We start from the raw sequence: 22,668 nt of genomic DNA on the forward strand, positions 1-22,668 counted from the left end.
CTTAAGCCACGGCCCGGGCGCGCTGCATCTGCCTCTGCAGGAAGCGCCGCACCGGCTCGTCATAGATCCGCGTGGCGATGTCGGCGATGACGACGACCGAGGCCGCCATCACGATGCCGAACCAGGGATGATGCGCGAACGGATCGATCGAGAAGGCCTTGCCGGCCCCGGCGATGATCATCAGCATCGGGGTGTGGATGATGTAGATCGGGTAGGAAATCCGCCCGAGCCAGCCATAGAAGCCCGACAGGAGCGGCGCGGTCGGCGCCACCGCGCCGGTCATCACCATGAGTGGAAAGACGATGACGATGGCGGCGAGGTCGTAGACGACGCGCGCGCCTCCGGCCGGAGCGATGACGAAGACGGCAAGCGTGAGCAGGATCGCGCCTTCGACCCACAAGCCGCGCCGCAGGAGGCCGAGGCTGCCCTGCCAGCGCGCCATCGATCGGCAGAGCAGCACGCCCAGGAAGAACGAGAAGGTTACGCGCGGCAGGCCGCTGAGGATGGTCTTGCCGGTCATGCCGAAATCGAGCGTGCCGGCGAAGATCGAGGCGACGACGAGCAGAACGAGGCTGGCGCCGACGATCCCCGTCAGCACCCGCCGCGACAGGAGCGCGAAGACCGCGACATAGGCGATGTTGACGATGAGTTCGAAGAACAGCGACCACGAAGCGGGATTGAGCGGAAAGATCGTGTGATAGGCGTCGCTGACCAGCGGGATGAAGAGCATGCCGGTCGTCAGCTGCATACCGATCTCTGACAGCGGCATGTATTCGGCCGGCATCAGGCTGTTCTTGACCAGCAGGTAGAAGAAGCCGAGCAGCGTGCCGGCGAGATAGAGCGGATAGAGCCGGATCAGGCGGATCGCCACGAAGGAGCCGAAGCCCATGCCGTTCTCGATCTTGCGGTCATAGGCATGCGCGATGACGAATCCGCTAAGCAGGAAGAACAGATCGACCGCGAGGTAGCTCGACGGCAGCACCTTGCCGTCGGCCAGGAACGGCGAGAAGTGGTAGAGCATGACGCTGACCGCCGCCACGCCGCGGATTGCGTCGAGATTCAGATAGACGTGACGCTGGGCTGCGGGCTGCATGTTATGCCTTCAAGCGGTCCAAAACAGATCGCCCGCCCGCGCCGCAACGCGAACGAGCCTGGCTTGTCCCTCCCGCCTCCGGTTCGCGGCTCGCTTCGGGCAAGCCTCGGTCCGGCGGCGCTACTGGCTGGCCGTCGGCGCCAGCTTCACCTTGATCACGTCGCCCGGCAGGACAGGCGTGTCTTCCTTGGCCTCGACCTCGCTCGTCTTGCCGTCGGCGACCCGTACCAGCGAATAAAGCAGGGTCGGTTCCTGGTCGCTGGTGAGGGAGGCCGCCGTCGCGGGGTCCGACGCCTGCGCGATCAGACCCTTCTGCATGCCGGCCTTCAACGTCGCCTCGTTCAGGTCGGCCTCGGCCTGCTGACGGTTTGCGGTGAGGGTGGAATTCAGCGAGTTCCTGGCGTCGATGGCGTCCTGCTCAGCCTTGCTGATCGACTGCTTGGCGGTGAGGATGGCCGTCTCATAGTCCAGGATCTTGCCCTGCAGGTCGGTGACCGACTGCTGCGAGGAAAGCAGGCGCGCATTGGCAACCAAGCCTTTCTGCGCCAGCGGACCGATGCTTTCGGCCTGCTTCTCGGCCAGATCGACCTGCTTCTGCTGGTTGGCGATCTTCTTTTGCAGCGATTCGATTTCCGACTGCAGAACACCCTTCAAATCGTCGAGCGCATCGAGCTTCAGCTTCAGCGATTTCTGGTCGGAGACCAGGATCGCCGTTTCGTCGGCGACGATGGTGGCCAGTTTCGGATCACCCCCCTCGATTTCCTTGGGCACCTCGAAAGTCGTCTTGCCTGCGAGGTCGGCATCGATCCTGGCTCGTTTGACGAGCAGGCGGATGCGCTGGTCGTCATAGATATCGAAGCTGCCCTTGGCGGTAACCAGATCCTTGCCGAGCTGCGGGCCGTAATCGGCGTTGCGCCTTATGCCGCCGGCGATGCTGACTGCCTTGAGCACCGTCAGATCGGGCACGAAGGGAAACTGGCCGGGGTTCTGGACTTCGCCGGAAATGTAGAACGGCCGGAACTGCGCCATCTCGACCGAGGCTTCCGGCTTGTCGGGCAGCGCCAGCTTGCGCTGCAACGCCAGCCCGATCGCCGAAGCGACCTCCGCCGTCGTCTTGCCGGCGGCCTGCATGTCGCCGACGAACGGCACCGAGAGCGTCCCGCTCGGGCCGACCGAATATTCGCCATTGAGGGCCGACCAGTCGCGGAACGTGCCGTCGACCGTCTGCCATTCGGCGACGCGGATGTTGAGCTTGTCCTGTGGGCCAAGCTGATAATCGCCGGCGGCGGCCAACTGCGGCATGGCGAGCGACGCCGCAACAAGCAACGCGCCCGCGAAGCGGGCGGTTGTCCTGGGCATGAGACTGCAGGCGTAAGACAGTCCGAAGGGGTTTTTTGTCAAATACGTTTCCGATTCGCTTTGGCCCCATCCGCCCGATGAGATCACTGCCGGATGCCTGCCCCGAATCTGGCGGAGCAAGCCCGTCGGTCAATAGCTGCCGCGTGACATCCACACGGCAGGAACGGTCTTGAAGATGATGCGGATGTCCTCGGACAAAGACCAGTTCTCGACATAGTGGCGATCGAAGGCGACCCGCGTGTCGTAGGATACGTCGTTGCGGCCGCTGACCTGCCACAGCCCGGTCAGCCCCGGACGCGACTTCAAATAATAGACCGCGGCGCTGCCGTAGATCTCCAATTCGTCGCGCACGACCGGGCGCGGGCCGACAAGGCTCATGTCGCCCTGCAGGATGTTGAGGATCTGCGGCAGTTCATCGAGGCTGAGCTTGCGAAGCACCTGCCCGACGCGGGTGACGCGCGGATCGTTCTTCAGCTTGCGCGTCGCGATCCATTCGGCGTTGGCCTCCGGATTTGCCGCCAGATAGGCGGCGAGCACGCGCTCGCCATCCGGCACCATGGTGCGGAATTTGAGGCAGGAAAAGATCCTGCCGCCACGGCCGATGCGCTTGTGGCCATAGAAGATCGGACCATTGTCCGAAAGCTTGACCAGCAACGCGACCATTAGGAAAAGCGGGCTGAGCAGGACCAGCCCGGCCAGGGAACCGACGATATCGAAACTGCGTTTGAGCAGACCGCCGATGGGGGGTGGAAAATCTACGCCGACCTGCGCAAAACCCGCATTAGCCGACTTGGCGACGTCCCTCATGCAGAAGCTCCATACGTTGAACGGATGGTTTACGGCAAGATATCAAAAAAATGCTGCAGCGCAACACACAATTTCCCATCGGACTGAAATGTTCACGTCATGAATTGACTAAATAATAAACCTGCCGTGCCCAAATTTTCACCTTTGTGGCACGTTTATGACAAGGTGAGAGCAAACCATGAAAATGCAATCCGCCTTTTGGGCCATTTTTGGACAGTGCATTCTTTGCTGCAGAAGAAACGCGGTTGCGCAACGTCGGAAGCACTCGCCATAGTAAGTTATTCAGGTAAAATACTAATCAAAGTGGCGAGTTTTACTAAAGCGGCAGACGGCTACTTGAATAGCTGCCGGAGCCAGAGTGTGCGGCGCAGCATGGCAGAGTCGATCTCGTAAAATCGTTGGAAACCATATCTGCACGGCCTTGCTCCAGCCGACCCGCCTTAATAGAGTCGCAAATTGTTCCTGTCATAGTCTGCATGGGCAAGGAAGGCCGGAAGCAACCGGCCGGATAGGGCAGCCAGAAAAAGCTCTTTGGCGCAACGGGGAGTTACGCGGGTGGGTAAGTCGCAGCTTCTGCATGCTCGTCTCGGTTGAGAGGCTGGCGAACATGTCTCTGCCGAAATTCATCGTCGGGATGATCTTCGCGCTGGCGATCGTCATCGGCTGGTCTTATTTCGATGGCGCATCGCCGGGCACCATCCTCCTTCGCGCCGTCGTCTGTGCCGTCATCATCCAGGTCGGCTATTTCCTTCTGGTCTTTGCCATGATCGGCGGAACCGCGCCGACATCGGACGACAAGGCCCGCGCGGCCGACCGCGGCACGATCCTGAACAAGGTCGCCGACGGTGAAAAGCTAAGCGCCAGACGCAGCCTCCACTGAACGTTCGACCGGCGCCGGGATCAGTCCCGTCTCGACCGATGACGCGCCTTCGCGCTCGGCCTGCTCGCCGGACAGCATCCTGGCAAGGCGGCTGCCGGCCTTTGCCTTCAGCCGCCGATATTGTCCGACCTCGACGATGCGTCCATTCTCGATGGCCACCACCCAGTCGGCGAAGGCAATCATCGACGGCCGGTGCGCGATGGTCAAAATCGTCATTTGGCCGCGCAGCGCCTCGATCGATTGGGCGATCAGCGACTGATTCTGCCAGTCGAGCGCGCTCGTCGCCTCGTCGAGGATGAGCAGCGACGGCTTGCGCAGCAGCGCCCGCGCCAATGCGATGCGCTGCCGCTCGCCGCCGGAAAGCCGGACGCCGCGGTCGCCCACCACCGTCTCCAGCCGCAATGTCAGGCGCTCCACGAAATCGGCCGCATGGGCGTTGCGCAAGGCCGCCCATAGTTCTTCGTCGCTGGCCGCGGGCGCGGCAAGGCGCAGATTGGCGGCGATCGTGTCATGCAGCAGGAACACGTCCTGCGGCACATAGGCGACCCGATCGCGCCAGGCTCTGCGATTTTGCGCCGTGATCTCCACGCCGTCGGCCAGGATGCGTCCCGCGGTCGGTTCGAGCAGGCCGAGCAGCATGTCGGCGATCGTGCTCTTGCCGGAACCGGAAGGGCCGATCAGCGCCGTCACCTTGCCGGCCGGCAGGCCGAAGGTGATGTCGCTGACCACCGGCTTGCCGTCGCCCTCGCCATAGGCGAACGCCACATCGCGGATGTTGAGGCCGGTCTCGAGCGACAGTTTTGCCCCTTGTTCGGCCATGCTTTCTTCCGGCTCGCGCTCGGCATCGAAGCGGGCCTGGAGGCTTTTCATCGAAGCGTAGGCCGGCAGGTTGATCAGCACCTGCTGGGTCTGGAGCTGCATGTCCATGAAGCGCGGCGCGACCCGCATGAAGACCAGGAGCAGCACGACGATCTCGGCCAGCGACAGGTGGAAACGGACCAGCGCGACATAGATGAAGAGGCTGAGCCCAACCACGCTCGTAACCTGGAACAGGGCGGTGCCGAGCGAACTGTTGCGGACGAAAGCGATGTTGTCGGTCTTCATCTTGTCCAGCGTCGCGCCCAGCTCGGCAAAGTAACTTGCCTCGACATTCAGGCTCTTGGCGACCTTGATGCCGCCGAGGAACTCGGAGACCGTGCGGTACTGATCCTGGCGACTGCCGGTCAGCGTGCGGCCATAGGCGCTGGCGCGCGCCCTGAACGGCTGCAGCGCAACCAGCAGCACCAGGCCGATGAAAATGGCGAAGGACGTCATCACCGGCGAGATGAACAGCGAGACCACGAGATAGCCGGTGAGAAGCAGCGTCGCCTGGGTCAGCATCAGCAGCGAGAAAGCCGCCACCTGCACCCGGTCGACATCGCCGTTCAACGCATGGTCCAGATCGGAGCCGCGGATGCGGGTGAAAACGCCCCAGCGCGCTTTGCCGACGCTCTCGAACAGGTTCATGCGCACGCGGTTGACGAAGTCGTAGAGCAGCCGCGCCATGTAGACCGACTTGAAGCGGTTGAACGTCGCTTGCAGCGCCACCAGCGCGACGAACAGGCAGAGCACGGTCGCGAGCGACAGCGTTCCGCCGGGCGCCAGCCGATGCAAGGCCTCCGGCACCCGCACCGCGTAATCCTGGTCGGCCTTGCCGATCAGGCGCAGCAGCGGCACGAGCAGCAGGATCGAGATGCCTTCGGTGAGGCTGCCCAGGATCAGGAAGGCAAGCGCCGTCGCCGTGCGCCGTCCACCGATATGCGCCATCATGGCGCCGAAACCGGCGATGTCCCGGAAAAGCGACAGGCGAAACTTCGAGGACCGGCCCATGCCTTGGCTTACCTTGTCCCGGACGTCAGGTCGGCTTCGATCGCGGCGACCGCTTCATCGATCCGGGCGAGTCCGGCCGGCACTTCGAGGCGGCTGACGCCGACCCGTCCGGCGACCTGCGCGCATTGGCTAAGATGCGTGGCGGCAAGATCGCCGGGCAGCGCCTGCCGGCCGAACCGCGTGACATAGGAGAATTTGATGATCGCCGGCAACGCGGCGGCGCCGATCAATGGCGAGATCGCCGCCCGGCGGCCGCGCTCGAGCACATAGATGCGCGATACCGGCACCGCCTCGGCGGCAAATCCGTCATGCAGCCGATGCTGCGCCTTGTCGATCTGCGGATGCACCTGCGGACGCACCTCCACCTGCTCGAGGCGAATGGCGCCGGCCGCGTCCGCCGCGAGCTTGAGCTGCGGAAATCCGGGCAGGATCATCGGCCGGTCAGGATCGGACAAATCCAGCGCCACGACGTCGTCGGTGAGCAGGCGGTGGCCGGCGCGGATCATCGCGCCCGCCGTCGTCGACTTGCCGGCGCCCTTGTCGCCCATGAAGATTACGCTCCTGCCGCCGACGGCAATGGCGCTGGCATGCAGGACGAGCAGCCCGCGCCGATGCAGGGCAAGCGCCATCACCGGCCCGAGCAGCGGAAAGGCGAGCAGCGGGTCGTCGATCCCCGGCGCCGGATCGACGTCGATCCGGCTGGCGTCGCTGATCATGAAAGTGCCGACCGCTTGCCAGGAAAGATATTGGCGCGTCGCCTCGAACCGGAACGCCGTGGCGCCCTGCGATGCGCCGTCGGGAAAGTCGACCGGCCTGATGGCGATCTCGAGGTCGGGTGTCGCCGGCGCCGTCGGTTCCAGTTCCGGCAGGGCCACTTCGGAGCTGACGATCAACCCGTAGGCCTTGTAGAAATGGTGGACGCGTCTCCCCGGCGCCGGCGTCTCGGTGGCTGGCTCGGGCCGCGCAAGGGAAGCGATCGGAAGATTCATGCGGGGCTTCCTTGGACTTGCCGCAGCCACAGCGACAGCGAAACCGAGCGCCAGACATGCTGGACGTCTGGCAGCGTCGCCTGCTCGGGCTGGCGCAGCATGCGCTCATAGACCGCGTTCACTTCAGGCAGGTTGACATAGGGCGCGATCCGCTCGCTGTCCGATATCAGCAGGCTGTCCAGAAGCTCGCGGTGGTTGCCCAGCATGCCCTTGACCAGGTTGGCGGTGAAATCGATCTTGTCGCGCCGCCATTGCACCGCCGGCGGCAGAACGCCTTGCATCGCCCGTCGCAGCACATGGCGGCCAAAACCGTCCTTGAGCTTTTCCTCGCCGGGCAGCGCCAGGCAGAATTCGACGAGCGGCTTGTCCCAGAACGGATAGCGCGGTTCGACGCCGAAATTGGCGGCGGCCTTGTCGAGCACTTCGAAGGCATGCGGCACCAGCCCGGTGGACAGAAGCCAGCGATGCGTCAGCGCTTCGCTGGCGCTGACGGCGGCGGGCATGTAGCCGCAGCGATGAAAACGCTCGGCAAGGTCGGTGCGCCTGGCAAGGTCCGGATTGACCAGGCCCGCCCAGGCGCGCGGCGCCGATGCCGGCCTCCGCCGCACCTTGCCGACAAGACGCCGGGCCATCGATCGCATCCGGGCGATCCGCCAGGCCGGTCCGTAGATGGTCAGGAACTTGAAATAGAGGGAGAGCATGCCCTCGCCATAGGTGTTCGCAGCGCTGTGCAGTTCGCGCCACAACTCGAACCACCGGCCGGCATTGGCGAGTTCGTGAAGGTGTCCATGGCCCTGCGAGACGACCTCGTCGCCGCCATGCCCGTCGAGAAGCACTTTGACGCCCTTTGCGCCCGCGGTCCGGTAAAGGTCGCGCGTCAAGGACAGGCCGGGGGCCAGGAACGTGCCCTCCTGCTCCTCCAGGATGCGCTCGAACTCGGCGAAGGGGGCGTAATTGCTCACCGCAATCAATGTGGCGTCGAGCGGATTGTCGTCGAGAACCGCATCGATGAACGACTTCTCGTCCATCGACGAGCCCTTGTCGAAAACCAGCGAGAATGTCTTGAGCTTCGGGCCGCGCTTCGCCGCCGCCCTGAGACCCGCGAGACAGGCGATGGAGGAGGAGTCGAGCCCGCCGCTCAGCATGGCGCCGACGACCGGCGTGCCGCGCATCCGGTTCTCCACCGATTGCGCGAAGAGATGCCTGAATTCCTCGGCCGCGTCCGAGCGCGGCGGCCGTTGCGACGGCTCGATCTGCCAGTAGCGCCGCAGCACCACCTGGCGGCCTGCGACCGTCATGGCGTGCCGTGCCGGCAGGCGGAAGATCTCGGCGTAGGGCGTGGCCTGCGGATCGTCCGGCAGGCCGGCGAGGAAGCCGGAAATCTGGTGCTCGCTGAGGCGCCTGCCGATGCCGTCCAGCGCAAGGATCGGCCCGATCTCCGAGGCGAACGCGAAGCGCCTGCCGGTCGAGTGATAGTAGAAAGGTTTGACGCCGAAATGGTCGCGCGCGCAAAACAGCGCCTGGCGCTCGCCGTCCCATATGGCGAAGGCGAAATCGCCCTGCAGATAGGTCGGGCAGGCCTCGCCCCATTTGAGGTAGGCGCGCATGATGAGCGTTGCGTCGGCGATCGACCGGTCGCGCATGCCGAGCCGCGCCAGAAGCTCGTCGCGATTGTCCAGCCGGCAGTCGGCGGTGATGGCGAGCTTGCCGCCGGCCATTGTCAACGGGCCGGGACCATCCTCGCCGGTCGTGTCGAGCCAGGCGTGGCCGAGCGCCACGCTGCCCTTCGTCCACCACGAGTTGCCGTCGCGGGCGCGGTGGCGCATGCGCGAAAGCATCTGCTGGATATCGCCGGCCGCGGCAGGCCGGCCATTGTCGCTGAGCACGATTCCGGCGACGCCGCTCATCGCTCACGACCCATGGTCGACCAGATGGGCAAATCCTTTGATCGAGCCGCCAAGCACGATGTGGTTGCCGCTCATCAGCCAGGCATGCGCCTTGAGCTCGCTGCCCGTTCCTTTCTCGATGCCGATGCTGATCCTCGAGGCGCTGCCCTGGCGGGCGAGCAGATACTGTCCAGCCAGCGCCTGGGTGAGGCAGCTGGCGCCCGGCACGAGCCGCGCCGCGGCCGCGACGCCCCATGCGACACGCCGCAGGTCGGCGATGCTGGCGTCGCGTCCGGCGTCCAGCCGCATCACCAGGCTGCGGACACGGTTGTAGGAAGACAGCGTCAACGCGAACCGTACCGCGCTCACCACCGTCAGGCAGCGCGCCAGAAACAGCATTTCCCGGCCGCTCAGCGAGCGGAGTCTAGACCAGTTCCTCACTGTGGAGCCTCGCAAGCCCTGCTTCGCTCAGCCCCTTGAGCAAGCCCTCGACATCGGCCTTGCAGCGTTCGGCGTCGACATTGTAGCGCGCAAGCACTGCGCTGCGGATATCGAGGACCGATCGCGGCTCCTGGATCTGCTCCCAGATGAAGGCGCCGACGCCGTTCAGGCTGTAATAGACATTGGATTTCAGGTGGAGCAGCGCCAGTCCGGCGCCGAATTCGCAAGCCACCGCTTCGTTGGTCGCGATGACGCGGTCATGGTCCGAAGGGTTCCAGTTCATCCTAAAACCTCGTTGCTGGCCCGCCGCTCCGTCAGACGTTGCCGTGGATCGGTTGCCGACGATCCCCGGCAGGAAGCCGGGGGACAAAGCCCCCCGGCTCACCTGTTGGAGAACACCCGGAGCCCCAACTTAGACTCCCGGATGCCCGTAAGCTTTACGAGAAAGTCAGCTCGCCGACCGGCGTGTGCGCGGGAAAGCTCGCGTCGAGCGCCGTCGTGCCAGCACCTCCCTGCGTGATCGTTTCAATCGAACCATGAACCGTCAGGCTGGGGGTTTCGTACTCATGCTTTTCAACATTCTGTTCCATTTTACTCTCCAATTAAGGACTGGAAGCGGCTGCAGGATGCCGCCAGCATATCGCTATGCTGCAATGCGATTGCTGCACGGCACCATCCATGAGTCAAGACTGATTTACCAGGCATTAATCAATTCTTGGTTGCGCTCGCCTTCGCTGGTGATCAAGCTGTAGGCGCCGTGATCCTAAACCTCAGCGGTCCACGAATTCAACCGTAGGTCTTTGCCGTTTAAATAAGTATCTGATTTGGTTATGATAACTTGCTAGGCGAGAAATTCATTTCGCAGATGCGAAGAATTTGCTGCAAGAAATCGCCACGTTCCGGCTCGCGTCGGCATGTCCCGGGTTGTCTTCAAAAGTGATTGAGCGCGCAGCGGTTTTAAACGCTGCGGTTGCAGTCGCGAGCCGGCCTCTGCCCGGTTTTGAGCGATCTCGTCAATTTTCCCGATGCTTTTCTTCGCAGGTGCGGTATAAATCGCGCGGGCGGCATTTTGCGGAGAACGACATCGGGCATGGCGATGCAGGATGGCTCCTATGAAAGGCTGCGCGCCGCCGGCTGCGCTGACGAAGTCGCCTATGTGCAGGCCTGCCTGAGGCTGTTTTTCGCGCCAGGCGTCGACATCTCGGGCGGCCGGGCCGACATGCCCGCGCCGACAATCTCGTCGGCCCCGGCAAGCTCAGCGACCCCAACGATCTCGGCAGCCCCAACGATCTCGGCAGCCCCAACAATTTCGGCAGCCAATGTCGCCGACATCGCCAGGCTGAACAAGGTCGCCGTCTTCCTGCTCAAGGCGCTCGCGCGCACGCCCGCGAATGCCGCGCCAGCGGAGTTGCCTGCCTGGCTCGACACATACCGCCGGCGCACCATGTCGATGAATGCCGCCTGCATCGGCGATTCGATGGCCATCGATCGCGTGCTGCGCGAGAACCAGGTCGATTTCGTCTTCCTCAAGGGGCCGCTCCAGCAGCATCTGCTCTATGGCGACCACTTCATGAAGCCATCGGGCGACGTTGACATACTGGTTTCGCCGACCGGTTTCGCCAAGGCTCGCGATGCGTTGCGCACGATCGGCTATGAGGTTGCCGGCAAGTCGCGCTCGGTCTGGTGGGTGCGCTTCCTCGGCGAGCAGCATATGGTTCGCGAAGACGGCACGAGGGCCTCGACCGTAGACCTCCACCACCGGCTCCAGCAGCCGGGGTCGCCCAGCCCCCGCGACATCGACGGCTTCCTGCGCCGCAAGCGCGAAGTCGCGGTGGCCGGCGCCGCCATGCCGATCATCTCGGCGGCCGACACCTTGCTTTTGTCCGCGATCAGCGTCGCCAAGGCCTTTTTCAACCGCGAACCCTGCGCCGGCTATGTCTGCGACGTCAGGGCCAGCGCCAGCCGTCTGAGCGAAGCCGAGCAGCGAATGGTTCTCGACCACGCCGCCGAGCAGGGCCTGGCGGACACGCTGCTCTTGGGGTTGCGTGCCGCCGACGTGCTGCTCGGCGCCGCCGGCACGCTACTTTCGGATCGCGCCGCCCGCATTCTGGCGCGCATCGACAACGCCGATCTCTTCCACATGGTGGTCGCGCCCTGGCTGGCGTCGCTGCGCTGGCCGCAGCGACGCCATGTGCTGTGGGAGCTCTGCGGCCGCGAGCCGGTCCGTTACCTGGCTGAAGCCGGCTGGGCTGCCTCCGCCGACCTCAGCCGGCGCATCTTCGAGCGCCCGGCCACGATTGAGCCGGCGCGGAGCGAAATGATCAAAATCGTGGGCGGGGCGGCCACGCATGCAAGCGAAAGGTGAGCCCATGTCCGTGACGACGCCTGTGACGAGCCCGATGGCGACCTTGGGGGTCTGCGTCATCATCGCCGCCCGCAATGCGGCGCGCACGATCCCCGCCGCCATCGCTTCGGCGCTGCGCGAGGCGGAAGTCGCCGAAGTCGTCGTGGTCGACGACGCTTCCACCGACGACACCCGCGACGTGGCTTTGGCCGCCGACGACGGCAGCGGCCGGCTTGCCGTCGTCCGCCTCGACGTCAATCGCGGTCCTTCCGCCGCGCGCAACGCCGCTATCCAGGCTTCCAAATCGCCTTTCATCAGCATTCTCGACGCCGACGATTTCTTCCTCGAAGGCCGCTTCCGCCGCCTTTTCGCCAGCGCCGACTGGGATTTCGCGGCCGACAACATCATGCTGATCCGCGACGATGCCGCGACAGACTTTGCCAAGGTCGCCGCGCCGCCTTTCGCTGCCGATCCGGAATTTCTCGATTTCGAGCGCTTCATCGACGGCAACATCTCGCGCCGCCGCGTCCTGCGCAGCGAGCTCGGTTTCCTGAAGCCGGTAATCAGCCGGGCTTTTCTCGAACGACATGGGCTGGCTTACGATGAAAGCTTGCGTCTTGGCGAAGACTACGAGCTCTATGCGCGCGCTGTCGCCCGCGGGGCGCGCTTCAAGATCATCAAGTCCTGCGGCTATGGCGCGATCGTCCGCGCCGATTCGCTGAGCGGTCGCCATCGAACGCAGGATCTGAAGCGTCTTGCCGATGCCGACCTGGCGCTGTTGGCGCTCGATAACCTTCCGGAGCGCTCGAAGGCCGCGTTGCGGCGCCATGAGCGCCATGTCCGCGACAAATACCGGTTGCGCAATTTCCTCGACGTCAAAGCCGAGCGTGGGCTGGCGTCGGCCGCGGCCTATGCCTTCGCCAGCCAGTCGAATCTGATCCCGATCGTGCGCGGCGTCGCCACCGACAAACTCGACGCGCTGTTCCGCCGCACCGGGATTGCTGCAAAGCAACAAATACCGCCGACGCGCTTCCTGATGGCGGCGACGAGCGCCGCAAGCGAATGATCCCGCATCACGCGGCAAGCCGTCATCCCTCAAAAAATCCGCATTCGCAAAACTATGATGTTGCCTAGTCGCCGCGGTAGTGGCAGTCTATGCTGCAATGCAGCAATTTCGAAAGGCCGACAGGATGGCTTCGATTTTTGGCTTCAGATCCCGGGATCCGGCTCGCGACCGGCAGACCGATCTCCAGCGTCTCGACCGGCTGGCGAAGCTGTTCGACCAGATCGCTGCCGAGATCGAGGCGGAGAAGACCGGGCTGGAGAATCGCTACAGGTCCACGGCCGCCAACGCGGCCTTTCTGGTCGAGGCGATGGAGAATGGTTCGGCGTCGACCAGCAAGGGCTCGGATGTCAGCGCGATGACGAATTCGATCCTGAACTGCGAGCGGCGCATTGCGGAGCTCGTTCGCCAGAAAGGCCTGGTGAAGGAACTGCGTCATTCGCTCGACGCGATCGTCGAGGATGGTGCCGATCGGTCTGCACCTCAGTCCGCGGCAAGAGGCTGACGACGCCCTCGGGTGTCGTCATCGGCACGAGACATTAGAGGAGTTCAAGAGGGCGGAGGATCGGAAGCGGCTCGCTCGCGCGGACCAAGGAAGACTTTGGGTTGGGCGGACAACACAAGGTGAGTTTGTTATGAACGCAGATCCCAGCAACACCTCCTTCATGGCGGTGTGCGATAAGTCGCATACGCCCGGGAATGGACTAAACAGCCTGCGGCTCGGCGTGGTTGGCGCCCTGTTCGCCATCGCGGCGACCGTTGCGGCGAGCCTGCATCCGGCGCACGCGCAAGGGACGCAACAGGAGCTGCAAAGCGCGCCGTCCTTCGTCGACAATTTCTCGAATTTCGACCGGTCCCGCTGGTTCGTCTCGGACGGATGGACCAATGGCGCCCATCAGAATTGCACCTGGTCGAAGGATCTCGTGCGGCTTTCCGATGGCGTGCTGTCGCTGGGCTTCGAAAAGCGCAAGCTGAAGGATCGCGATTTCGCTTGCGCCGAGATCCAGACCAAGCAGCGCTACGGCTACGGTGTCTACGAGGCGCGCATGAAGACCGGCACCGGCTCAGGCCTCAACGCCGCCTTCTTCTCCTATATCGGCCCGCAGGACAAGCAGCCCTGGGACGAGATCGACTTCGAGGTCCTCACCAAGGATCCGTCGAAGGTGCAGGTCAACAGCTACATCCAGGGCAAGCCGAAGAACGGCAAGCTGGTCGACGTCGAAGGCGGCGCCGACAAGGGCTTCAACGACTACGGCTTCGTCTGGGAGAAGGACCGGCTGCGCTGGTATGTCAACGGCAAGCTCGTCCATGAAGTGACCAATCCCGACGAGTTGCCGACGCATTCGCAGAAAATCTTCTTCAGCCTCTGGGGCAGCGACAAGCTGACCAACTGGATGGGCGCCTTCGTCGATCCCGGCAGCAAGATGACCATGGAGGTCAAGCGCGTCGCTTTCACCGCTTTGGGCCAGCCATGCCAGTTTCCGGAATCGCTGGCATGCAGCATAAGCAATTCCAACTAGGCATGATCCCGAAAAGTGGGAACTGGTTTTCGGATTAAGATCATGCCGAACCAACTAGGCCGTTGGGCCTGAGGGACATCTGAACCGGCCGGACCACCTTTTGTGGCCCGGCCTTTGACAGGAATAGAACCAAATGAATTTGACAGTGTTTGGGATTGGCTATGTCGGTCTCGTCCAGGCCGCTGTGCTTGCCGAGGTCGGTCACGAGGTGGTGTGCGTCGACATCGACGAGAAGAAGGTGGAGCGGCTCAACCAGGGCCTGATCCCGATTTTCGAACCGGGCCTGGAGGCCCTCGTCAAGGAAAACCACGCGGCCGGCCGCATCCGCTTCACCACGGACGCGGCAGCGGCGGTCAGGCATGGCCAGATCCAGATGATCGCGGTCGGCACGCCGCCGGGCGAGGATGGCTCGGCCGATCTGAAATATGTGCTCGCCGTCGCCGAGACCATCGGTCGTGAGATGGACAGCGCCAAGATCGTCGTCGGCAAATCGACCGTGCCAGTCGGCACCTGCGAAAAGGTGAAAGCCAGGATCGCCGAAACGCTGAAGAAGCGCGGCCGCGAGGATCTCGGCTTCGACGTCGCCTCGAACCCCGAATTCCTCAAGGAAGGCTCGGCGGTCGCCGACTGCATGAAGCCGGACCGCATCATCGTCGGCACCTCCAGCGAAGACACCGAGATGGTGATGCGCGAGCTCTACGCGCCGTTCAACCGCAACCACGAGAAGATGATCGTGATGGACGTGCGCAGCGCCGAATTCACCAAATACGCCGCCAACTGCATGCTGGCGACCAAGATCAGCTTCATGAACGAGATGGCCAATCTGGCCGAGCAATTGGGCGCCGACATCGAGGAGGTGCGCAAGGGCATCGGCTCGGATCCGCGCATCGGCTACCACTTCATCTATCCCGGCTTGGGCTATGGCGGCTCGTGCTTCCCGAAGGACGTGCGCGCGCTGATCAAGACCGCCGAGGGCGTCAAGTTCGACGCCAAGCTGCTGCGCGCCGTCGAGGAGCGCAACAATGCGCAAAAGTCGGTCCTGTTCGACAAGGTCAACCACTATTTCAAGGGCGCGCTCAGGGGCAAGACATTCGCCGTCTGGGGGCTGGCCTTCAAGCCCAACACCGACGACATGCGCGAGGCGCCGTCGCGCACGCTGATGGAAGCGCTGTGGGCGGCCGGCGCCAAGGTCCAGGCCTACGATCCCGAGGCGATGCAGGAGTGCCAGGCAATCTACGGCCTGCGCGACGACCTGCTCTTGTGCGGCACCAAGGAAGCCGCGCTGCGCGGCGCCGACGCGTTGTTGATCTGCACCGAATGGAAGAGCTTCCGCGCGCCGTCATTCGACGCGCTCAAGGATGCGCTGACGACGCCGGTCATCTTCGACGGCCGCAATCTCTATGATCCCAAGGTGATCGCGCGCTACGGTATCGAATATTTCTCGATCGGCAGGATGGCGGCGTGACGATGGTCGCAAGCCTCGAGAAGAACTGCAGCCGGAAACGACAGCGGGGCCGACAATGACCATGCGCGCAAAGCAGGAGGGTTCGATCTGATGGTGCTCGACGTTCGGCCCGAACAAATCGCCAGCGAGCATTTCGATCTCGTCGTCATCGGATCCGGCTTCGGTTCGTCCTTCTTCCTGCACGAATTCCTGAAGCGGCGCAAAGCCCGCGTCCTGGTGCTGGAATGGGGCCGCCACAACACGCATGAGTGGCAGCTCAGCCGGAACGCCAACACCGACATAGACGATGAAACCACCTACGATACCGACAATCCCGACAAGCCGTGGAACTACACGATCGGTCTTGGCGGCGGCACCAATTGCTGGTTCGCGCAGACGCCGCGTTTCCATCCCAACGACTTCAAGCTGAAGAGCACTTACGGCGTCGGCAATGACTGGCCGATCAGCTATGACGACCTCGAACCGTTCTATGGCGATGCCGAGGAGGTCATGTCGATCTCCGGCGATCCCGACATGGCGCGGATGTTGCCGCGCTCGCGGCCGTTCCCACAGCCGCCGCATCGCATGTCGACGCCCGACCGCATGATGAAGGCGGCGCAGCCGGATCAGCACTTCGTCATGCCGACCGCCCGGGCGCGCGTGGCGACCTCGCAGCGCGCCTCGTGCTGCGCCAATCTCAGATGCTGGCTGTGTCCGGCGGACGCCAAGTTCACCGTCAACAACGGACTGATGCATGTGTTCCAGCATCCGGACGTCTCGGTCTGTCTTGGCGCCGAGGTGCGCCGGTTCGATCATGCCGGCGGTGCTGTCCGCTCCGTCACCTTCGTTCAGAAGGGCAAGGAATATTCGATCGGCGGCGATCTCTTCATCCTCGGCGCCAATGCCATACAGAGCCCCGCGATCATGCTGCGCTCCGGTCTTGGCGGCGAGTTCGTCGGCTTGGGCCTGCACGAATCCTATGGCTGGAATTACGAAGCCTATCTCGGCGGCGTCGACAATTTCGACGGCTCGACCATCACCACCGGCCTGAATTTTGGCCTCTATGACGGGCCGCACCGGGCCGAGCATGCGGCGGCGCTCGTCTATTTCGAGAACCGCTGGCAGCACGGCATGCGCGCCGAGAAGGGAAGGCTGCGGCAGGTGCTGCCGCTGGTCATCGTCACCGAGAACCTGCTCGACCCGGAAAACCGCGTCGTGCTCGACAAGGACGAGAACGCCTTCGTGACCTTCAAGGGCGCGTCGGACTACGCCACCAAGGGCATGGCGAAAGCGCTGGAAAGGTTGCCGGAACTGCTCAAGCCGCTGCCGGTCGAACAGATTTTCGATCGCGGCATAAGGCCGACCGAATCGCATGTGCAGGGCACGTTGCGCATGGGCACGGGGCCGGCCGATTCCGTGGTCGACCGCGACATGATCCACCACCATCTCAGGAACCTCGTGGTCGTCGGCACCAGCACCTATCCGAGCTGTTCCTGCGCCAATCCAAGCCTGACCGCGGCTGCCCTCTCCTTGCGGGCGGCGGGTAAGCTAGCGACATGAGGGAGGGGTCGATGAAGATCACGCGCCGCACCGCGCTGGCCATCGTCGCCGGTGGCATTGCCTCCACCGGCATCGCGGCCGCTGCCATCTCGTCCTTATCGGACGAGGATCTGGTTCGCGTCACGCTCGAAAGATATTTCGGGCCGCTCAACATGCGCATCGAGCACCTGCAGCAATTCGTGCTCGAATTCCAGAACCGCAACCCCTGGGTATTCCCGAGCGCCAAGGTGGCCGATGTGGTGACGCTGGCGGAAACGGTGAAACTCGGCAAGGCGCGCGAGCTGCTGCCCCAGGACAAGCGGCGCGACCTCCGCCATTTCGACCGCTGGGTCATCGCCGAGTTCCACATGCTGACCGATTATGCCTGGCGCAGCTCGCCCGACGATCCGATCCGCTTCACCGGCTGGCATCCATGCACCAATCCCTTCGCTAATCTCGATCTGCAGAATGTGTAAGGCAGGCGGAACAGAAGACAGTATGAGGTCACCAATGGCTGCATCGCGGAAACCGACGGTCACCGTCATCGTTCCCACCTTCAACCGGCAGAAGTTCCTGCCCGAAGCCATCGACAGCCTGCTCCAGCAGACCGTGGCTCCGGATCAGATTCTGATCGTGGACGACGGCTCGACCGACAATACCAGCGCGGTGGCTGCCTCTTTCCCCGCCCCGGTGGAGTATTACCGCAAGGAGAATGGCGGCAAGTCCACGGCGCTGAATTTCGCCCTGAAGCACTGCACGGGAGATTTCGTCTGGATATTCGACGACGACGACGTCGCGCACCCGACGGCGCTCGAGCGGTTCCTCGCTGCCTTCGAGCAGGAGCCGGCGGCCGATTTCGCTTTCGGCGAATATGCGCGTTTCCAGCAGTCGGCTCAGATCCAAGAGCAGAATTACGAGATCGTCCCGTTCGGCCACGTCAGCCAGGACAATTTCTTTCCGTCCCACCTCGAATATTGCCACGTCCACCAGCCGGGCCTGCTGGTGCGCCGCAAATGTTACGACGAGGTTGGAGGCTTCAATGAAACCCTTGTCCGGTCGCAGGACTACGAGATGATGCTGAGGCTTGCGCGCCGGTTCAAGGGCGTCAGGGTCGACGGCCTCATGTTCTTCCAGCGCCAGCACGACATGGTCCGCGGCAGCACCAAGGTGGTGATTTCCTATACCGACCGGATCAAGGCCTGGGGTTCGTACGACCGGGTGATCATGGAAGAGGTCTACAAGTCGGTCGATCTGCACGAGTATCTCGACCGCTCGGAGCAGGCCTTGCCGAAGACGGCCGATCTTGAGATGCAGGCATTGCTGCAGCGTTCGAGCATCATGGCCAGGAAGGGTCTATGGCACCACGCGGCCGAAGACATCCGCCGCTACGCCCAGCTTGCCGAGCGAGCCGGAAAGACGTCGCTCAGCGACAAGGAACGCGCCATCGTGCGGCGCACCTTCGAAGCCTATGACACGGGGCTGGCGTCCGCCCCCGCCGACGAATTCGTCTCGGCGGTGAAGGCATGGAAGTCGGGAGCGCTGAAGGCCGACATCGTCAGGGAATACATGCATTCGTTTCCTCACTACCTGGCGCAGGACTTGAAGGCGGGAAAGGTAATCCCGGCATCGAAGTTGTTGCGGGAGTACTCGACGCTGTCGCTTTCCGCCTCGGTCAGCCGCCTGTGTCAGGCAATGACTTCGAAGCTTCCATTGGCGCGCAGCGCAGGCTGATCGGCGGGCATGCTCATCCGCCGGGCCGGATTAGGAGTCGAATGATGAAAGTGCTTTTTGCAAGCGGCAACGGGTACATTCCCGAGTTCACCGGCGGCGTGCAATCCAACACCCACCATCTGGTCGAACAGCTGATCGAGCACGGCCACCAGGCATCGGTCCTCGCCTCGCTGTTCGGCGACGGCATGTTCGGCCTCAAGGCGCGCGCCAAGATGAAGCTGTTGCGGCAGCCCGCGGTTGTCGACAATTTCCCCGGCTATCCGGTGATGCGCGCCTGGTACCCCTGGGAGGCGGCCGGCTTCGCCGTCGGGAAAACCAGACCCGATGTCGCCGTCGTGCAGTGCCACAAGTCGGTCCTGCTCGGAAAGGCGCTTCTGGCCGAAGGCGTGCCGCTGGTCGTCTACCTCCACAATGTCGAGTTTCACGAGCTCGCCGGCGATCCGCGCGAGCTCGGTTCGGCTATATACATTGCCAATTCGGAGTTCACGGCGCGCACCTACAACGAAAAATTCGGCATCGAGTCTATCGTTCTTCCGCCGACCATCAACGACGCGCTCTATTGCACGCACACGACCGGCGAATTCGTCACCATGATCAACCCCTATGAGGAAAAGGGTTTCGATCTGGCGGTCAAGATTGCGGCCGCCTGTCCGGAGATTCCCTTCCTGTTCGTGGAAAGCTGGAAGCTGGACGACGACCACCGCGCCCGCATCGAGAAGACCATCGCGCCGCTCTCGAACGTTACGCTCGAAAACCGCACCAACGACATGAAGACGGTCTATGGCCGCACCAGGATCCTGCTTGCCCCGAGCAAATGGGAGGAAGCCTGGGGCCGCGTCGCATCCGAGGCGCATTGCAGCGGCATCCCGGTCGTCGGATCGAAGCGTGGCGGTCTGCCCGAAGCCATCGGGCCCGGCGGCGTGTTGCTGGACTACGATGCTCCGGTCGCCGAGTGGGCCGCGGCGGTCCGGCGCCTGTGGAACGACCGCCCGGAATACGAACGGCTTTCGGCCGCGGCTATCGCCTTCTCCAAACGCCCGGAGCTCGACCCCGCGCGGCAATTGGTCGTGTTTCTCGATCTTCTCGAAAGGGCGGCCCGGCAGGGTGTCCGCCGCGCCGCCTAGTTTCTCATGCCGGGCGCTTCACCCGGTTCTTCAGCGCCTGGTAGCCGCGCTCGCCGAGCAGCGCGCGCGCCGTCGCCTTCACGGCCTGCTTTCGCCCGTCGAGTGAATTGATTTGTCTCAGCCGCGCCGGCAGGTTGCGCGCCGCCTGCTGCAGCGCCGGCAGCGACATCGGATCGGGCAAGCTCACCATGTTGGTTTCGACGCACAGCACCGGCTTGCCGGAGAGCTTCGCGATCCTCTGCGCCTGCTCGTGCTCGCTCTCGATGAACAGGATGGCGTCCGACTTGCGGTAGAATTCGGCCTTGAAACTGCCATGCGCGCCGAGCCGCTGCCGCTCGGCCTTGTTGGGCAGGTCGAGCATGATGAGATGATCGTATTTGATGTCGCGGCTGGCGAGCCATGCCTCGGTCAGCTTGCGGTATTTCTCCAGCCGGCTCGTCACCAGCCAGCCGATCTTGCGGGTCGGCCCGAGCAGCGGCCGCGCCTCGGCCAGGAATTTCTCATAGGCCGGGCCGTCGTCGTTTTCGTCCTCGGTCGGATCGAGGCAAAGCACGCCGTCAATGTCGACGCAGCACTGCTCGAGGAAGACATGGTGCATGAAATTCCACTGGAACATCCTGGGATGCGGCACGGCCTCGAAGACCATGTCGGTCTCCTCGTGTCGCAGCGACAGCCCGAACACGGCCGCGAAGATGAAATCGCCCTCGATGCCGCTGGCAGCGACTTTTTCGCGTGCATCGCGCATCGCGGTGCCGCCGATGATGCTGTCGTCGATCACCAGGATCTTGCGCATCTCGGAAGCCTGCCGGTCTAGGCCCGCCCAGCGTTTCGTGATCCCGGACGTATAGATCCTGCCGGCCAGGAAACTGTCGAGATCGGTCATTGGGATGTTTGCGATCAGGCTGACCATGGTGCCGGCGAGGATGCCGCTCCTCGGCACGCCGACGACCAGGTCGATGTCGCGCGGCAGCCGGTGCAGGTTGCGCACGATCGCGTCGTTCATGTCTGAAATCGATCGGTAATTCATGCGGTTATCCCTGTCCTGAAGTCAGCGTTTCGCGAGCAGGCCGGGCTCATTTGGCCCCGCTCGGGGCTGCGAGGACCCCTCGTGCCGGGATCAGCCGCAAGGCCTCGCGAAGCGCTTCGCGGCCGGCGCTGAAGGCAAGTGCGATAAGAATGGTGGTGAGATAGGAGAGCGCCGCGCCGGCGGCCAGCGCAACGACGGGCGGCGCCTGCAGCATCGGTTTGGCGAGCCAGACCAGGCCGAACGCCAGATGCGCGCCAAGCACGAAAGGCAATGCCGCATGAAGCACATGGCTGGCCTTCAGCGGTCCGCGCCTGCCGACATAGAGCCATAGGAAGGGCGTGCGCATATATTCGCTGATCGCGTAGGCGACTGCGACGCCGAGCGCGCCGTAAGGCAGGCCGATGACGAAGGCCAGCACCGAGGTCACGGCGGTGACGATGCCCCAGCGCATGAAGTCGCCTGAGCGGCCCTGGCTTACGAACAGCCATCCCGCGGGGTTGTTGAGCGGCTGCAGCAATCCGGCAAAGCCCAGCGCCAGGAAGATCGGCGCGCTTCCCCGCCATTGCTCGCCGAGCACGAAGGGGATGAGCGTGTCCGACATGGCGGTGGCGAAGGCGACACCCGGAAGCGCGACCAGAAGGATAAGCGGCATGACGCGCAGATAGGCACTGCGGTAGCGGTCCGGCTCGTCCTTCAGCCGCGACAGTGCCGGCACCATCACCTTCGACAGCGGGTTGGTGATCTGGCTGAGCGGGAAGAGCAAGAGCTTGTAGGCGCGGTCGTAGAGGCCGAGCTGCGCCTCGCCCCAGTATTTGCCGATCAGCACATTGTCGAGGTTGCGGGCAAAGAAATTGGCGAAGTTGAAGCCGGTGATGCCGGCGCCGAAATTGATCAGCGCGCCGATGCCTTCGACCTTGCGCGGCAGGCCGGGGCGCCAGCGCGAGGAATACCAGTAGCACAGCGTCGGCAGCACGGCGCTTGCCAGCGTGCCGGCGAAAAGCGCCCAATAGGAGCGATCGATGAAGGTCCAGGCGATCGAGACGCCGACACCGACGATGGCGCTGGCGATGTCGATGATGGCCAGCCGCGTGAACTCCATGCGGCGCGTAAGCAGCGCCACATGCTGGGCTCCCAGGCCATAGGCTATGATCTGCAGGCCGAAGGCGGCGACGAGGCCTGTCACGCGCGGCTCGCCATAGAAGGCGGCTACCAGCGGCGCCGAAGCCGCAAGCACGCAGGCAAGCAGCGTGCTCACCGCCACGTTGATCCAGAACAGGTAGTTGACTTCCTCGTGGCGGATGCCGGTCTTCTGGATCGTCGCCTGGGTCAGGCCGAAATCCTGGAACAGCGCGATGAAGGCAAGCACCGGCGCGCACATCGCCACGACGCCGAAATCCTGCGGCGACAACAAGCGCGACAGCACGATGACGGAGATGATCTGCGTCGCCACCCGCACGCCTTGCGCCATCGCGGTGACGACCGCGCCGCGTCCGACCGATTTGCGCAGAGAGCCCTCAGGCGGATCGAATGCGCTGGTTTCCAAATTCAGGAT

21 protein-coding genes are annotated in these 22,668 nt (G+C 63.6%); 10 read left to right on the plus strand and 11 right to left on the minus strand.

Features of this window, described 5'->3' with window-relative positions; all coding sequences use genetic code 11:
* Position 1: 1 nt before the first annotated feature.
* The 3 genes from FJW10_RS11265 to FJW10_RS11275 form a co-directional block, all read right to left on the minus strand.
* Positions 2 to 1,093, minus strand: coding sequence for an acyltransferase (locus FJW10_RS11265; protein WP_140900143.1), 1,092 nt, complete (start codon positions 1,091 to 1,093; stop codon positions 2 to 4).
* Between the two features lie 120 nt (positions 1,094 to 1,213).
* Complete coding sequence (locus tag FJW10_RS11270; protein WP_140900144.1) at positions 1,214 to 2,452, minus strand: polysaccharide biosynthesis/export family protein; 1,239 nt, start codon at positions 2,450 to 2,452, stop codon at positions 1,214 to 1,216.
* A 129-nt stretch (positions 2,453 to 2,581) separates the two neighbouring features.
* Positions 2,582 to 3,259 (minus strand): sugar transferase, encoded by a 678-nt coding sequence (locus FJW10_RS11275; RefSeq protein ID WP_140900145.1) that lies wholly within the window; start codon positions 3,257 to 3,259, stop codon positions 2,582 to 2,584.
* A 607-nt stretch (positions 3,260 to 3,866) separates the two neighbouring features.
* Between FJW10_RS11275 and FJW10_RS11280 the strand changes: the two genes are divergently transcribed.
* A complete protein-coding gene (locus FJW10_RS11280) occupies positions 3,867 to 4,139 on the plus strand; it encodes an exopolysaccharide production repressor exox (protein WP_140832196.1) in 273 nt (90 codons plus the stop codon).
* On the opposite strand, the gene FJW10_RS11285 is transcribed toward FJW10_RS11280, so the two are convergent.
* The 6 genes from FJW10_RS11285 to FJW10_RS11310 form a co-directional block, all read right to left on the minus strand.
* Complete coding sequence (locus FJW10_RS11285) at positions 4,113 to 6,008, minus strand: ABC transporter ATP-binding protein (protein ID WP_140900146.1); 1,896 nt, start codon at positions 6,006 to 6,008, stop codon at positions 4,113 to 4,115. The two genes, FJW10_RS11280 and FJW10_RS11285, sit on opposite strands and share 27 nt — an antisense overlap.
* Before the next feature lie 8 nt (positions 6,009 to 6,016).
* Positions 6,017 to 6,997, minus strand: coding sequence for a serine kinase (locus FJW10_RS11290; protein WP_140900147.1), 981 nt, complete (start codon positions 6,995 to 6,997; stop codon positions 6,017 to 6,019).
* Positions 6,994 to 8,904, minus strand: a complete 1,911-nt coding sequence (locus FJW10_RS11295) for a lasso peptide isopeptide bond-forming cyclase (protein ID WP_140900148.1) — start codon at positions 8,902 to 8,904, stop codon at positions 6,994 to 6,996. The genes FJW10_RS11290 and FJW10_RS11295 overlap by 4 nt, the downstream gene beginning before the upstream one ends.
* Positions 8,905 to 8,907: 3 nt before the next feature.
* A complete protein-coding gene (locus FJW10_RS11300; RefSeq protein ID WP_140900149.1) occupies positions 8,908 to 9,282 on the minus strand; it encodes a lasso peptide biosynthesis B2 protein in 375 nt (124 codons plus the stop codon).
* Positions 9,283 to 9,307: 25 nt separating this feature from the next.
* Positions 9,308 to 9,607, minus strand: coding sequence for a PqqD family protein (locus FJW10_RS11305; protein ID WP_140900150.1), 300 nt, complete (start codon positions 9,605 to 9,607; stop codon positions 9,308 to 9,310).
* 154 nt (positions 9,608 to 9,761) lie between these two features.
* The gene (locus tag FJW10_RS11310) at positions 9,762 to 9,914 is read right to left on the minus strand and encodes a lasso RiPP family leader peptide-containing protein (protein ID WP_095769314.1); all 153 of its coding nucleotides are present in this window, start codon (positions 9,912 to 9,914) and stop codon (positions 9,762 to 9,764) included.
* Between the two features lie 500 nt (positions 9,915 to 10,414).
* Between FJW10_RS11310 and FJW10_RS11315 the strand changes: the two genes are divergently transcribed.
* The 9 genes from FJW10_RS11315 (at position 10,415) to FJW10_RS11355 (ending at position 20,089) form a co-directional block, all read left to right on the plus strand.
* Positions 10,415 to 11,689 (plus strand): nucleotidyltransferase family protein, encoded by a 1,275-nt coding sequence (locus tag FJW10_RS11315; RefSeq protein ID WP_181177492.1) that lies wholly within the window; start codon positions 10,415 to 10,417, stop codon positions 11,687 to 11,689.
* 4 nt (positions 11,690 to 11,693) lie between these two features.
* Positions 11,694 to 12,734, plus strand: a complete 1,041-nt coding sequence (locus FJW10_RS11320) for a glycosyltransferase family 2 protein (RefSeq protein WP_246674214.1) — start codon at positions 11,694 to 11,696, stop codon at positions 12,732 to 12,734.
* A gap of 124 nt (positions 12,735 to 12,858) precedes the next feature.
* Positions 12,859 to 13,236, plus strand: a complete 378-nt coding sequence (locus FJW10_RS11325; protein ID WP_140832208.1) for a hypothetical protein — start codon at positions 12,859 to 12,861, stop codon at positions 13,234 to 13,236.
* Positions 13,237 to 13,366: 130 nt separating this feature from the next.
* The gene (locus tag FJW10_RS11330) at positions 13,367 to 14,251 is read left to right on the plus strand and encodes a glycoside hydrolase family 16 protein (RefSeq protein WP_140900151.1); all 885 of its coding nucleotides are present in this window, start codon (positions 13,367 to 13,369) and stop codon (positions 14,249 to 14,251) included.
* Positions 14,252 to 14,384: 133 nt separating this feature from the next.
* The gene (locus FJW10_RS11335) at positions 14,385 to 15,716 is read left to right on the plus strand and encodes a UDP-glucose/GDP-mannose dehydrogenase family protein (RefSeq protein WP_140644808.1); all 1,332 of its coding nucleotides are present in this window, start codon (positions 14,385 to 14,387) and stop codon (positions 15,714 to 15,716) included.
* Between the two features lie 90 nt (positions 15,717 to 15,806).
* Entirely contained in the window at positions 15,807 to 17,255 is a 1,449-nt protein-coding gene (locus tag FJW10_RS11340; RefSeq protein WP_140900152.1) for a GMC family oxidoreductase, read from the plus strand.
* 11 nt (positions 17,256 to 17,266) lie between these two features.
* Positions 17,267 to 17,710, plus strand: coding sequence for a hypothetical protein (locus tag FJW10_RS11345; RefSeq protein ID WP_140900153.1), 444 nt, complete (start codon positions 17,267 to 17,269; stop codon positions 17,708 to 17,710).
* Between the two features lie 34 nt (positions 17,711 to 17,744).
* A complete protein-coding gene (locus FJW10_RS11350) occupies positions 17,745 to 18,965 on the plus strand; it encodes a glycosyltransferase family A protein (RefSeq protein ID WP_181177493.1) in 1,221 nt (406 codons plus the stop codon).
* A gap of 44 nt (positions 18,966 to 19,009) precedes the next feature.
* Positions 19,010 to 20,089, plus strand: a complete 1,080-nt coding sequence (locus tag FJW10_RS11355; protein WP_140900155.1) for a glycosyltransferase — start codon at positions 19,010 to 19,012, stop codon at positions 20,087 to 20,089.
* A 4-nt stretch (positions 20,090 to 20,093) separates the two neighbouring features.
* Here FJW10_RS11355 and FJW10_RS11360 read toward each other — a convergent pair whose 3' ends face one another.
* Both FJW10_RS11360 and FJW10_RS11365 read right to left on the minus strand, forming a co-directional pair.
* Positions 20,094 to 21,116 (minus strand): phosphoribosyltransferase, encoded by a 1,023-nt coding sequence (locus FJW10_RS11360; RefSeq protein ID WP_140832220.1) that lies wholly within the window; start codon positions 21,114 to 21,116, stop codon positions 20,094 to 20,096.
* Positions 21,117 to 21,162: 46 nt separating this feature from the next.
* Entirely contained in the window at positions 21,163 to 22,659 is a 1,497-nt protein-coding gene (locus FJW10_RS11365) for a lipopolysaccharide biosynthesis protein (RefSeq protein ID WP_140832222.1), read from the minus strand.
* Positions 22,660 to 22,668: the final 9 nt, after the last annotated feature.

It is taken from the genome of Mesorhizobium sp. B4-1-1, assembly GCF_006439375.1.
Lineage (GTDB): Bacteria > Pseudomonadota > Alphaproteobacteria > Rhizobiales > Rhizobiaceae > Mesorhizobium.

What these genes read in the sequence shown, in the direction of transcription:
- FJW10_RS11265 (WP_140900143.1), bottom strand. Translation starts at nt 1,093, where the DNA reads ATGCAGCCCGCAGCCCAGCGTCACGTCTATCTGAATCTCGACGCAATC.
- FJW10_RS11270 (WP_140900144.1), bottom strand. Translation starts at nt 2,452, where the DNA reads ATGCCCAGGACAACCGCCCGCTTCGCGGGCGCGTTGCTTGTTGCGGCG.
- FJW10_RS11275 (WP_140900145.1), bottom strand. Translation starts at nt 3,259, where the DNA reads ATGAGGGACGTCGCCAAGTCGGCTAATGCGGGTTTTGCGCAGGTCGGC.
- FJW10_RS11280 (WP_140832196.1), top strand. Translation starts at nt 3,867, where the DNA reads ATGTCTCTGCCGAAATTCATCGTCGGGATGATCTTCGCGCTGGCGATC.
- FJW10_RS11285 (WP_140900146.1), bottom strand. Translation starts at nt 6,008, where the DNA reads ATGGGCCGGTCCTCGAAGTTTCGCCTGTCGCTTTTCCGGGACATCGCC.
- FJW10_RS11290 (WP_140900147.1), bottom strand. Translation starts at nt 6,997, where the DNA reads ATGAATCTTCCGATCGCTTCCCTTGCGCGGCCCGAGCCAGCCACCGAG.
- FJW10_RS11295 (WP_140900148.1), bottom strand. Translation starts at nt 8,904, where the DNA reads ATGAGCGGCGTCGCCGGAATCGTGCTCAGCGACAATGGCCGGCCTGCC.
- FJW10_RS11300 (WP_140900149.1), bottom strand. Translation starts at nt 9,282, where the DNA reads ATGCTGTTTCTGGCGCGCTGCCTGACGGTGGTGAGCGCGGTACGGTTC.
- FJW10_RS11305 (WP_140900150.1), bottom strand. Translation starts at nt 9,607, where the DNA reads ATGAACTGGAACCCTTCGGACCATGACCGCGTCATCGCGACCAACGAA.
- FJW10_RS11310 (WP_095769314.1), bottom strand. Translation starts at nt 9,914, where the DNA reads ATGGAACAGAATGTTGAAAAGCATGAGTACGAAACCCCCAGCCTGACG.
- FJW10_RS11315 (WP_181177492.1), top strand. Translation starts at nt 10,415, where the DNA reads ATGGCGATGCAGGATGGCTCCTATGAAAGGCTGCGCGCCGCCGGCTGC.
- FJW10_RS11320 (WP_246674214.1), top strand. Translation starts at nt 11,694, where the DNA reads ATGTCCGTGACGACGCCTGTGACGAGCCCGATGGCGACCTTGGGGGTC.
- FJW10_RS11325 (WP_140832208.1), top strand. Translation starts at nt 12,859, where the DNA reads ATGGCTTCGATTTTTGGCTTCAGATCCCGGGATCCGGCTCGCGACCGG.
- FJW10_RS11330 (WP_140900151.1), top strand. Translation starts at nt 13,367, where the DNA reads ATGAACGCAGATCCCAGCAACACCTCCTTCATGGCGGTGTGCGATAAG.
- FJW10_RS11335 (WP_140644808.1), top strand. Translation starts at nt 14,385, where the DNA reads ATGAATTTGACAGTGTTTGGGATTGGCTATGTCGGTCTCGTCCAGGCC.
- FJW10_RS11340 (WP_140900152.1), top strand. Translation starts at nt 15,807, where the DNA reads ATGGTGCTCGACGTTCGGCCCGAACAAATCGCCAGCGAGCATTTCGAT.
- FJW10_RS11345 (WP_140900153.1), top strand. Translation starts at nt 17,267, where the DNA reads ATGAAGATCACGCGCCGCACCGCGCTGGCCATCGTCGCCGGTGGCATT.
- FJW10_RS11350 (WP_181177493.1), top strand. Translation starts at nt 17,745, where the DNA reads ATGGCTGCATCGCGGAAACCGACGGTCACCGTCATCGTTCCCACCTTC.
- FJW10_RS11355 (WP_140900155.1), top strand. Translation starts at nt 19,010, where the DNA reads ATGAAAGTGCTTTTTGCAAGCGGCAACGGGTACATTCCCGAGTTCACC.
- FJW10_RS11360 (WP_140832220.1), bottom strand. Translation starts at nt 21,116, where the DNA reads ATGAATTACCGATCGATTTCAGACATGAACGACGCGATCGTGCGCAAC.